This window comes from Methylophilus sp. YYY-1 (assembly GCF_029132825.1).
GTDB classification, from domain to species: domain Bacteria; phylum Pseudomonadota; class Gammaproteobacteria; order Burkholderiales; family Methylophilaceae; genus Methylophilus; species Methylophilus glucosoxydans.
Genome location: NZ_WOVG01000003.1, coordinates 1 through 12895 on the forward strand (window position 1 = coordinate 1; position 12895 = coordinate 12895).

The following is a 12895-nucleotide window of genomic DNA, read 5'->3' on the forward strand; positions in this document are numbered from 1 at the left end:
AAGGCAATCTCTGCCTTAGGTGGCGTCAGGTCCAGTGTGTAGGTCAACTGTGTAGACTGGCTAGCTGTGTTGCCAGCGTTGTCTGTGACAGTCACTTTCGCTTCAATGGTCTTGTCTGAGTCAGCCGCAAGTTCGTTACCAGCAACGCTTACACTGAAGCCCAGCTTGCCATCCGCACGGGTGATTACAGTCGTTGGGTAATCTTTGCCATTAATAGTGACTACCACTGGATCACCAACTTTAGCGTCACCACCCACTGTACCAGTTACGGGAATCGAGGAAGTCGCTTTGGCTTCTTCAATGTTGATGATGCCATCACCACCAAAGTTAGCATCCAAGGCAATCTCTGCCTTAGGTGGCGTCAGGTCCAGTGTGTAGGTCAACTGTGTAGACTGGCTAGCTGTGTTGCCAGCGTTGTCTGTAACAGTCACTTTCGCTTCAATGGTCTTGTCTGAGTCAGCCGCAAGTTCGTTACCAGCAACGCTTACACTGAAGCCCAGCTTGCCATCCGCACGGGTGATTACAGTCGTTGGGTAATCTTTGTCATTAATAGTGACTACCACTGGATCACCAACTTTAGCGTCACCACCCACTGTACCAGTTACGGGAATCGAGGAAGTCGCTTTGGCTTCTTCAATGTTGATGATGCCATCACCACCAAAGTTAGCATCCAAGGCAATCTCTGCCTTAGGTGGCGTCAGGTCGACTGTATAAGTGAGCTGCGTTGACTGACTTAATGAATTGCCAGCGTTATCGCTTACAGTCACTTTTGCATCAATTGTTTTATCAGAGTCAGCGGCAAGTTCGTTACCGGCAACACTCACACTGAAGCCCAGCTTGCCATCCGCACGGGTGATTACAGTCGTTGGGTAATCTTTGCCATTAATAGTGACTACCACTGGATCACCAACTTTAGCGTCACCACCCACTGTACCAGTTACGGGAATCGAGGAAGTCGCTTTGGCTTCTTCAATGTTGATGATGCCATCACCGGCAAAATTAGCATCCAGTGCAATGGTTGCAAACAGGTTTGGATTAATTGCCAGCTTGTAGTCTTGAGTATCAGTTGCGGTTGCGCTGTTACCAGCAGCATTGGTCGTTGTTACACTTGCCAGGATAGTGCTGTCTGAGTCGGCCGCCAGATCTGCACCAGGAACATTGATGGAGAACTTACCACCATCCAACACTGCACCTGTGAAGGTCTTGTTGTTAATGGTCAAGGTAACAATGTCACCTGCCTTGAATTGACCACTCACTGTACCAGTCACGGGGATAGCTGCAGCAGTCGATTCAGCAACGTTCACAATGCCGTCACCAGCAACGTTTGCATCTAGGCTGATCGCCAAGGCTGGAGGCAACAAGTTCACGGTATATGTCTGTGTATCCGTCGCGGTTGCAGTGTTACCCGCAGCATTCGTTGTGGTCACGCTCGCAAAGACAGTGCTGTCAGGGTCAGCTGCCAAGTCTGCACCAAGGACTTTGATAGAGAATGTACCGTCGGTCGCTACAGCACCGCTGAAGTCTTTGCCATTGATCGTAATCGTAACAATATCGCCGGCCTTGAATTGACCACTCACGGTACCAGTCACAGGGATAGCTGCAGCAGTCGATTCAGCAACGTTCACAATGCCGTCACCAGCAACGTTTGCATCCAGGCTGATCGCCAAGGCAGGGGGCAACAAGTTCACAGTGTATGTCTGTGTATCCGTCGCGGTTGCAGTGTTACCCGCAGCATTCGTTGTGGTCACGCTCGCAAAGACAGTGCTGTCAGGGTCAGCTGCCAAGTCTGCACCAGGGACTTTGATAGAGAATGTACCGTCGGTCGCTACAGCACCGCTGAAGTCTTTGCCATTGATCGTAATCGTAACAATATCGCCGGCCTTGAATTGACCACTCACGGTACCAGTCACAGGGATAGCTGCAGCAGTCGATTCAGCAACGTTCACAATGCCGTCACCAGCAACGTTTGCATCCAGGCTGATTGCCAAGGCTGGAGGCAACAAGTTCACAGTGTATGTCTGCGTATCAGTTGCGGTTGCGCTGTTACCAGCAGCATTCGTTGTGGTCACACTTGCTTCAATTGTTCTGTCAGCATCAGCCGCCAGGTCTGCGCCAGGAACATTGATGGAGAACTTACCACCATCCAACACTGCACCTGTGAAGGTTTTGTTGTTAATGGTCAAGGTAACAATGTCACCGGCCTTGAATTGACCACTCACGGTACCAGTCACTGGGATGGCGGCAGCAGTCGATTCAGCAACGTTCACAATGCCATCACCAGCAACGTTTGCATCCAGGCTTATTGCCAAGGCTGGAGGCAATAAGTTCACGGTGTAAGTCTGCGTATCCGTCGCGGTTGCAGTGTTACCCGCAGCGTTGGTTGTGGTCACGCTCGCAAAGACAGTGCTGTCAGGGTCAGCGGCCAAGTCTGCACCAGGGACTTTGATAGAGAATGTACCGTCGGTCGCTACAGCACCGGTAAAGTCTTTGCCATTGATCGTAATCGTAACAATATCGCCGGCCTTGAATTGACCACTCACGGTACCAGTCACAGGGATAGCTGCAGCAGTCGATTCAGCAACGTTCACAATGCCGTCACCAGCAACGTTTGCATCCAGGCTGATTGCCAAGGCTGGAGGCAGCAAGTTCACAGTGTATGTCTGCGTATCAGTTGCGGTTGCGCTGTTACCAGCAGCATTCGTTGTGGTCACACTTGCTTCAATTGTTCTGTCAGCATCAGCCGCCAGGTCTGCGCCAGGAACATTGATGGAGAACTTACCACCATCCAACACTGCACCTGTGAAGGTTTTGTTGTTAATGGTCAAGGTAACAATGTCACCTGCCTTGAATTGACCACTCACGGTACCAGTCACTGGGATGGCTGCAGCAGTCGATTCAGCAACGTTCACAATGCCGTCACCAGCAACGTTTGCATCCAGGCTGATTGCCAAGGCTGGTGGCAATAAGTTCACGGTGTAAGTCTGCGTATCAGTTGCGGTTGCGCTGTTACCAGCAGCATTCGTTGTTGTCACGCTCGCAAAGACAGTGCTGTCAGGGTCAGCTGCCAGGTCTGCACCAGGGACTTTAATAGAGAATGTACCGTCGGTCGCTACAGCACCAGTGAAGTCTTTACCATTGATCGTAATGGTAACAATATCGCCGGCCTTGAATTGACCACTCACGGTACCAGTCACAGGGATAGCTGCAGCAGTCGATTCAGCAACGTTCACAATGCCGTCACCAGCAACGTTTGCATCCAGGCTGATCGCCAAGGCTGGAGGCAACAAGTTCACAGTATATGTCTGTGTATCAGTGGCGGTTGCGCTGTTACCTACAGTATTCGTTGTGGTCACGCTCGCAAAAATAGTGCTGTCAGTATCAGCCGCCAGGTCTGCGCCAGGAACATTGATGGAGAACTTACCACCATCCAACACTGCACCTGTGAAGGTTTTGTTGTTAATGGTCAAGGTGACAATATCGCCTACCTTGAATTGACCACTCACTGTACCAGTCACTGGGATGGAAGCAGCAGTCGATTCAGCCACGTTCACAATACCATCACCAGCAACGTTTGCATCCAGGCTGATCGCTAAAGCTGGGGGTGCTACATCAACGCTATAAACTTGTGTATCACTAGCACTTGTTGAGTTGCCTGCTACATCGGTGACAGTGATTTTTGCATCTACAGTGCGGTCAGAATCACCAGCCAAATCTGCACCAGGGACCTTAATTGAGAAATTACCATTTGCGTCTACAGCGCCGGTATAGTTATTACCGTTTACAGTAATGGTGACTATATCACCCGCCTTAAATTCACCAGCAACTTTGCCTGTTACTGGAATACCGGCAGACTGCGACTCTGTCAGATTCACAACACCATCACCAGCAATGTTGGAATCTAGCGTGATTGTGACTTTTGGTGCATCAACATCTACGGTAAACGTCTCACTATTTTTGGTGCTTACATTCCCTGCCAGATCAGTGACTGTAATGATTGGTGTATATGTTCCACTGTTTAAAGCAGCCCCTGTTAAAGGCACGGTCCATACAGCGGTACCATTAGGTCCAGCTGATACTGTGGCTGTGTAGTCTTTACCATCAATTGTAACCACCACTTTATCAGTGACGTTTTCTGTCGTCCCGATCAAAGTAGGGGCTTGGTTTTTGGTGATATTGTCCGTTTGACTTGCACCGGTATCGTCAATCACAGTTTCAGGCAATTGGCCACTGATCTTGCTCAAATCAGGCGGAGTAGTGTCAACATCATAAGCTTGTTTGGTGGTGGCAGTGGTTGAGTTACCTGCGATATCAGTTGTGGTGATTTTCGCATCAACTGTTTTGTCTGGGTCTGTCGCCAGGTCAGCACCTGGAACATTGATTGTAAACTTACCATTTGCGTCTACCGCGCCGGTAAAGTCTTTACCATTGACAGTAATGGTTACAACATCACCTGTTTTAAACTCACCTGTTACTGTCCCTGTCACAGGAATACCCGCAGACTGAGACTCTGTCACGTTCACAACACCATCACCTGCAATGTTGGAATCTAGTGTGATTGTGATTTTCGGTGCATCAGCATCTACGGTAAATGTCTCACTATTTTTGGTGCTTACATTACCAGCCAAATCTGTCACGGTCAGGACAGGAGTATAAGTTTTGCTGGTTAATGGAGCAGCGTTTATATCTTTAAGACTGAGGCTCCATACCGCGGTGCCATTCGGACCCGCTGTCACTGTCGCGGTATACTTATTACCATCAATCGTCACTTCGACTTTATCGGTAACCTTCTCAGTCGTACCAGTTAAGGTTGGTTGCGTATTTTTTGTAATATTATCGGTTTGGCTGACACCTGTATCATCCACAACTGTTTCTGGAAGCTCACCACTAATCTTACTCAAATCAGGCGGGGTGGTGTCCACATCGTAAGCTTGCTTGGTGGTGGCAGTGGTTGAGTTACCTGCTGTATCAGTTGTAGTGATTTTTGCGTCAACCGTTTTGTCTGGGTCTGCCGCCAGGTCAGCACCTGGAACATTGATTGTAAACTTACCATTTGCATCTACCGCGCCGGTAAAGTCTTTACCATTGACAGTAATGGTTACAACATCACCTGTTTTAAACTCGCCTGTTACTGTCCCTGTCACAGGAATACCCGCAGACTGAGACTCTGTCAGGTTCACAACACCATCACCTGCAATGTTGGAATCTAGTGTGATTGTGACTTCCGGTGCATTAATATCTACGGTAAATGTCTCACTATTTTTGGTGCTTACATTCCCTGCCAGATCAGTGACTGTAATGATTGGTGTAAATGTTCCATTGCCTAAAGCAGCATCCGTTAAAGGCACTGTCCATACGGCTGTACCATTAGGCCCAGCTGACACAGTAGCTGTGTAGTCTTTACCATCAATCGTCACAACAACACGATCAGTCACCAACTCAGTAGTACCAATTAAAGTCGGATTACGATTGTTTGTTATATTGTCTGTTTGGCTTGCACCTGTATCATCAATCACTGTTTCAGGTAATTGGCCACTGATCTTGCTTAAATCAGGCGGAGTGGTGTCAACCAGCGCAGAGTCTGAGGCTGTAGGTGAAGTCTGACCCGACTGATTTGTCACAGATGCAGAGACTAAAAGTGTTTGACCTTCCAGGCTTGAGGGTACAGGAATGCTAACATCTACAAATCCTGCTGCAATAATTTCAGCTGTCAAAGTAACCGTAATTGAACCAGTGTTATGCACCACATTCACAACATCACCTGGCTCGACGCCTATTGGCAGCCCGATACGCGCTGTCGTTTGACCATTCGTGACTTCACTTGCACTCAACAGGCCTTCTGGTGCTTGATCATTAAGTAATGTAACAGTGGGTGAACTGGTTGCGGGTAAGAGGTAAACGTAGTTTGGAGGAATATTTACTGCGCCTGCATCTGCGCCGGCACCATTACCGCCGTTATAGTTAGCCCCTGCTGCATCAGGCGTTTGAATACGATCCAAGTTAACGAAGGAGGCATTACCATCACTACCAGCTTCACCGGCTGCCGGGTTATCAAGCACCTCAGTAACATCGCGGCCTTCATTCAAGGCAGTTAAAACGGCATCAAATACAGCTTGGTTAACAGCATTTTCTGTGACATCGGATACATCAACTTGCGCAAGGTTATCTGTAATTTTGACGGTTTGCGCTTCGGCAAAATTAACGATTTCACCATTTGCAAGTTTCACAGTAACGGCTGCGCCAGAGGCAGTAATTACTTTATCTCCTGCATGCAGCGTTTCGCCCTGTTTCAACATATGGCGACTGCCATTTGCATCCACAACAATTGCCATACCTTGAACGTTTGTAACTGTACCGATCACAGTAGCCATTTTTTCCTCACTTTAAGTTGAGACAATTTTGATAGTCTCGTATTAAACGCGAGTAAACAATGAAAATCTATTGTACTAAAGTACAGTATGAAACTTGGGATATAAAACGCTTAAGTAATTTAAAAGTCATAACGCGTAGAGATATAAAAAAAAGCGGAGTCAAATGACTCCGCTTTCATTTAAACAACTTAATCGTCTTGGAATAGTTACTCAACAGCCTGGAAACGAATAATTTCTACACGACGGTTGGCATCGTTACCTTCAACTGGATCGTTTTCAGCAATCGGCTGTGAGAAACCATAGCCCTTAACAACCAGGCGCTTAGCATCAGTGCCTTTTTTGATCAGATAGTCGGCAACAGCTTTTGCACGTTTTTCAGACAGCAGCAGATTGTACTTTTCTTTGGAAGTACTACGCTTGTCCGTGTGGCCAGCAATCTCAACCTTGTCGTTGCCCCACTCTTTGACAATATCATTCACAATATCCAGGTCGGCATAGGACTCTGGCAAGATAATCGCACTATTAGCCTGGAACAGAATGCGTGGCGTAAATTTCATGGTCGCCTTTTCTTGTGCTTTAGGCTTAAAGGCTTCACCACTACCTTCCCATGGCTTGGCATTTGCCAGCAATGCTGCTTTATCGGGCACGATTTGCTCAGGCACTACTGCTTTACACACATTCTCGCGATCCATGTACTCTTCACGAGGATAATCACCCACATCTGTGCGTGTAACGCCGAGTTTGCTCAGCAACAAGCCTTGACCTGCATACGTTTTTGCATAGGCCGTATTCAAATCCATTTCCGCAATAGTGAAGTTACGACGTGACTGGAAGTATTCGTTTTCAGTATCCAGCAAGTCAAGCAAGGTACGCTGACCGATTTCGTATTGTTTGCGATAAGCCAAGCGAGCATTTTCAATCGAATCCTGATGCTGTTTGCGGTAAGCCACTTGCTCAGTCAGTTGCTTAATGCTGTTGTAAGAAATTGCAACCAGTTGGCGGGTATCAATACACGCTTTGTCTCGCAAGTCGTGTGAGCGGTTCAGGGTTTCAACCGCGGAGTCCAGATTGGATTTATCCGTAAAGCCATTGAAAATATTCCAGCTCGCAGTCACTTCCAGCGTATCGGCAGCTAAAGTACTGAGTCTACTTTTATCGTTGACGTCTATAATTTTACGGCCTTGCAAATCAACACGCGGCATAAAGGCAGCTTTACGACCGGAAACAGATTTTTCAACCGCAATAATATTTTCGATCGCAGCCAGAACGTTCGGGTTTTGCTTGTAAGCAGCATCCAACACCTGATCAGCTGAAGGAGCAAGACCATCGCCAGTCATCATCACTTCATTCAGATTCTCCGGCGGCAACTCACCTACCAGACGCTGAAAGCGCGCAGAAACATCGTACAAATTATTTGTTTCCGTCACCAGATTAGCCTCGGCCAAAGCAAGACGGCCTGTTGCTTGCTCAAGGTCAACCTTCTTACCTACGCCGGCATCTACACGAGACTTGATCTTATCAAAGACTTGCTTGTGCACGACAAAGTTATCCTGAGCATAAGAGACCAAGCGGCGGTAACGGATCAAATCGTAGTAAGCCGTGGCGGTATCTAACGCTACTGCCTGCATCTGCCCTTGCAACTCGTAGAAACGTGACTTAGCCACATGGTCCAGACGACCAACTTCTGATGGGGTCGCCAGGCCATCAAAAATCATTTGACGCAGAGTCAGGGTGGATTGCTGGTTTGGAGAGTAGGTATTGCTTACATTAGGGGTCAGGCGCTCCTGATTTCTGAACACCTGATCTACAGTGACGTTTGGCAGATATTTGCCTTTGGCCGCAGATTCATCCAGTTCCGCTGACTTAAATGCATGAAAGCTCGCTTGAACTTCTGGGTTCTCTGATACTGCTTTCTCGATAATTTTTTCGAGACTTTCAGGACTCGCCGCCCAGGCCAACGAAGAATAAGAGAACACGCCCACGAGGAGCGCTGAGGCAATTTTTTTTAGTTTCATTTGCAGACTCTTAACAAGTTATAAAGATTCATCCAAAATCAGTATAACCACGGAACTAAGCCTGCACAAGAGTGGTCGCCGCAATAAACCACAAACTTTTTGATAAATTTAGTGTAATTAGTCAAAAAAATGGAATTGACGCAACATAAAAACTCAAAAAAACCTTCATATATTCATATATTTACACGGTAAATATATGCGTTAACTTATTTATTATACGTTAATTTAGTTGAGATTTATTTAAGCTGGCATTTTTGATGCCCACATTACCGGCAAAATGTCCCGGCGTGGACTGCCCCTGCAGAACTAAAGCCAAATGCAACCGATCGCGCACTTTAAGCGTATCAAATACTGAAGTGAGATGGGCCTTTACTGTACGCTCGGAGATGGCCAGTAAGCGGGCAATCTCTTTATTGCTACTTCCTTTGGCGGCTTCTAACGCCACTTCTCGCTCGCGCTTGGTCAGATTCTCCAACATGTCGTCTGGCACAACTGACATGGCCTTGCCACCGGTTGTGAGGCTAATCAAGTGCTTGAGCACATCACGCCCCAGCCAGACTCCGCCTTGCGAAACCACACTAGAAACTTCTTTGAGCACATTCGGATGTGCATACGCATGCAAATAGCCTACCGCCCCTGATTCCAGCGCCTGCATGGCTTCAACTTGCTCGGGGTTATTGGAGAGGACAATGACTTTGGCGGCAGGCAACACGCGAAGAATGTGTTGCACAGATTGACGCCAAAGGCTGCCCTGCTCTAGTTGCGCATGCACCCAAATGATGGGTGCCCCTGCAATATCTGCAGAAATCACATCAGAAATGAGGGTTGATTGAGGAAAGGCCTTTTGCCAGGACTCGATTGCGTTTTTGAGGGTCGTGATAAATATATGCTTCATAGTTTTTAGCGCTCGGTCAATGCGTACGATTTAGCTTTTAACACTGGTTTTAATAAATAAGACAGCACCGTTTTTTTACCTGTGAGGATATCTACCTGTGCCACCATCCCCGGAATAATCGGCAGATGGTCGCCAAGATTATTCTTGGTTGTCCTCACTTTAACGACATAATATGCATTACCTTTATCGTCTATGGTGGAATCTGCAGCAATATCTTCTACAACACCATCCAAACTACCATAGATAGTGTAATCGTAGGCCGTGAGTTTGACCACTGCCGGCTGTTGCGGCCGGATAAAGGCGATATCCTTGGTTTGTACTTTGGTTTCAATCACCAGTGCATCATCGCCTGGCACAATCTCCATCACTTCTTTACCAGGCTGAATGACGCCGCCTACCGTATTATAGTAAAGCTTGCTGATTTTGCCGTTCACCGGCGAAGTCAGTGTCGACTGTTTTACTTTATCTGAAAGCGCTACACTGGATTGTGTCAGACTGTTGATTTTGGCAGTCGTCTCATTCAAATCTGTGCGGACTTTGCTCATGAAGGATTGTTGTGCTTCAGAAACCTTGCGGCGCGCTTCTGAAATCGCGGCGGTCAATCGTGACATCTGTGCCGATGCCTGATCAATATCCCCTTTGGCACGGTTTGCATCACGCTCCAGGCGCAAAATCTCAATCTCCGAAACCGCTCCACTACTGAGTAAAGGGCGATTGGCAGCGAGCTCTTTACTGGTAGACTCATACGTCTTGATCGCCACTTCTTTCTTAAACTGCACTTCCGATAGTTCACGTTCACGTTGCGATAGTTGGTCACGTGCAATATTGATTTGCGAATTCAACTCATCTCTGGCAGCGTTAAATAGCTGCAGCTCTTGCAAATAGGTATCAGGCGCTTTTTCTTGCACCTCGCTGGGCGGGTTAAAGCTACCGCCATTCGCCAATGCCTTCAGTCGCGCCTCTTTGGCCGTCAAAGAAAGGTACTGACTCTCGTTTTCCTTGAGGGAGGAGATCGCCCGCGTTTCATCAATCTTGATCAAGGGTTGACCGCGTTTAACCGTATCCCCCAGCTGTACCATGATGTCAGTCACAATCCCACCATCCAGAGATTGCACAACCTGCACCTGACGTGACGGAATCACACGCCCCTCGCCACGGGTTACCTCATCAACCTTGGCAATGCCGGCCCAAACCAGCAAAACTACCAAGATCCCGAGGATAGAATACATGATCAGCTTGGCATGCAGCATGGTGTCTTCAACCATCACATCATGCGCCTGCTCCACCCAGGTGCGCGATTCCGCTGTCTCGGTTTTGACAATTCTATCCACCAGCGCGTGTACAGGCTTACCCAGGCGCACCCAAATACTGTCTGGTTTGGTAATCTGACCAATTTGATCGTATATTTTTTTTGCCATGATTATCTTGCCTTACCCACTTTGCCCGCACGCAATGCTGCAGTCACGTCTTCTTTGCTGCCATCTGCAACCACTTGGCCAGAGTCAATGACGATCAACCGATCCGCCAGCTCCAGCATCGCGTTGCGGTGACTAATCACGACCAGCGTTTTTCCGGCAATGGCTTCGCCAATTCTGCGCTTAACGCTTTCTTCGCCTGAGTGATCCATGGCACTGGTCGGCTCATCGAGCAACACAATTTGCGGATGAGTCACAAACGCTCGTGCAATCCCCACCCCCTGGCGCTGACCACCAGACAGCGTATCGCCACGCTCGCCGATTTCAAGATCAAAGCCTTTGGGGTGCGCATTGACAAACTCGGCAATGCCCCCCACCTGAGCCGCTTGCAAGACTGATTGATCATCGGCATGCGGGTCACGCAACGTGATGTTGTCACGCAACGATCCAAAAAACAGGTGATTATCCTGCTGCACATAGCCAATGCTGCGACGTAATTCGGCCGGATCGATTTGACGCGCGTCGATGCCATCAATCAGAATCGCGCCTTCGGTTGGCTGGTACAAGCCCAGAATCAGCTTGTTGATTGTCGTCTTGCCAGAGCCCATCCGTCCGATCAGCCCAACATGCTCACCCGCTTGAATCCTGAAAGACACCCGCTGCAAGGCAAACTCATCCGAACCAGGATATTTAAAGGAGACATTCTTAAACTCGATTTCGCCTTTGAACGCGGGGCGCGAGAGGAAATTCATGCCTTTACTACGCTCAACCGGCTTGCCCATAATGTCATCCAGCGATTTCAGCGAAGTCGCCGCAGTGTGGTACTGGGTAAACAGATTGGCAATTTGTGAAATCGGCGCCAGGGCACGGCTGGTCAATTGCGAGCAAGCAATCAAACCGCCCATGGTCAAATCACCATTTGAGATCAGGTAAACACCCAGAATAATGATGGCGACACTAATGATCTGCTGTAAGGCGTAAGTGCCGTTGGTAATCGATGAAGACAGCAGTTTGATCTTGCTGCCGACTTCTGACAGAAACAGCGCACTCTTCTCCCACTTGCCCTGCATCTGCCCTTCCACGCCCATGGATTTTACCGTCTCCAGCCCAACCAGGCTTTCAATCAGTGTGGCATTGCGCTGTGCGCTGGCACGGTACATGGTTTCAGACAGGTCATGCAGTTTGGTTTGCACGCTCAGTGAGTAGATCAGCACAATGGCACCGCCAATCACAGCGGGCAGCACCATCAACGGGCTGATCCAGGCAATCACCACCAGAAAAATAATCCCGAACGGCAGGTCGATCAACGTCACCACGGTGGCTGAAGTAATAAAGTCGCGCACACTTTCAAACGAACGCAGATTGGAAGCAAACGAGCCAACGGAATTCGGTCTGGCTTCATACCGCGTGCCCAGGACCTTTTCCATAATCTGTGCACTGAGTTTCACATCAATACGCGCACTGGCCCAATCCAGAAAATAGGTACGCATTGAACGTAACAGTAAATCCCCCAGCACAATCAGCGCTACGCCTAAGCCAAGCACCCACAAAGTCTCAACAGCCTTGTTGGGCACCACGCGGTCATAGACGTTCATGGTGAACAACGGCATGGCCAGCGCAAATAGGTTAATCAGCAATGCGGCAATCATCACATCGCGGTAAATCGCACGGTTTTCGGCTAGCGTGCCCCAGAACCAGTGCCGGACTTTGATACGGCCCACCTCAGGCGTGCGTGCATCAAAAATGAAATTTTGCCGGGTAATCAAGGCATAGCCGGTATATTGCGCAGCCAAATCCGCCAGACTGATGGTGACCGGTTCAGAAGACAGCTCAGGGAAAATAACCTGGGCAAAATGCTGCGACTGATCAACCTGAATCAACTGGCAGGCCCGGTCATTGTTCAACAGCAAAGTGACATCCACCTGCGGTTGCAGCAATGTTGGGATGGCCGCTTGCTTGACCGTCACCTCCAGTTGCAAACGCTCCGCAGAACGTTTGAATAATTCGGGGTTTAATTTGCCATTCTGCAACGGCAAGCCTGAAATCAGGGCGTCGCGTGTAGTGGCCAACCGGTTATGGCGGCAAATATAAAGGAGGCACTCCAGCAGAGCGTCTTTCTCGGTTTTATTGAAGTATTGCGTCGTTTCCATGGCAGATGACTTATTATTATCCTTGTCCGAGTGATATCAGCGACTGATTAGC

Annotated in this window: 5 protein-coding genes; all 5 read right to left on the reverse strand. The window is 48.5% G+C overall.

Annotation, left to right across the window (positions count from 1 at the left end):
• Positions 1-6368: retention module-containing protein (locus GOC95_RS09260; RefSeq protein WP_275356801.1), on the reverse strand; the 6368-nt coding region annotated here is incomplete at its 3' end.
• Between the two features lie 206 nt (positions 6369-6574).
• A complete protein-coding gene (locus tag GOC95_RS09265; RefSeq protein WP_194746985.1) occupies positions 6575-8383 on the reverse strand; it encodes a TolC family outer membrane protein in 1809 nt (602 codons plus the stop codon).
• Between the two features lie 220 nt (positions 8384-8603).
• Positions 8604-9278 carry a response regulator transcription factor gene (locus GOC95_RS09270; RefSeq protein ID WP_275356802.1) on the reverse strand — a complete coding sequence of 225 codons (675 nt, stop codon included), beginning with the start codon at positions 9276-9278 and terminating at the stop codon, positions 8604-8606.
• Between the two features lie 5 nt (positions 9279-9283).
• Entirely contained in the window at positions 9284-10696 is a 1413-nt protein-coding gene (locus GOC95_RS09275; RefSeq protein ID WP_194746987.1) for an HlyD family type I secretion periplasmic adaptor subunit, read from the reverse strand.
• 2 nt (positions 10697-10698) lie between these two features.
• A complete protein-coding gene (locus GOC95_RS09280; RefSeq protein ID WP_275356803.1) occupies positions 10699-12843 on the reverse strand; it encodes a type I secretion system permease/ATPase in 2145 nt (714 codons plus the stop codon).
• Positions 12844-12895 lie beyond the last annotated feature (52 nt).

Excerpts from the sequence above, each read along its gene's own strand:
- GOC95_RS09280 (WP_275356803.1), bottom strand. The coding sequence starts at position 12,843 with ATGGAAACGACGCAATACTTCAATAAAACCGAGAAAGACGCTCTGCTG.
- GOC95_RS09270 (WP_275356802.1), bottom strand. The coding sequence starts at position 9,278 with ATGAAGCATATATTTATCACGACCCTCAAAAACGCAATCGAGTCCTGG.
- GOC95_RS09265 (WP_194746985.1), bottom strand. The coding sequence starts at position 8,383 with ATGAAACTAAAAAAAATTGCCTCAGCGCTCCTCGTGGGCGTGTTCTCT.
- GOC95_RS09275 (WP_194746987.1), bottom strand. The coding sequence starts at position 10,696 with ATGGCAAAAAAAATATACGATCAAATTGGTCAGATTACCAAACCAGAC.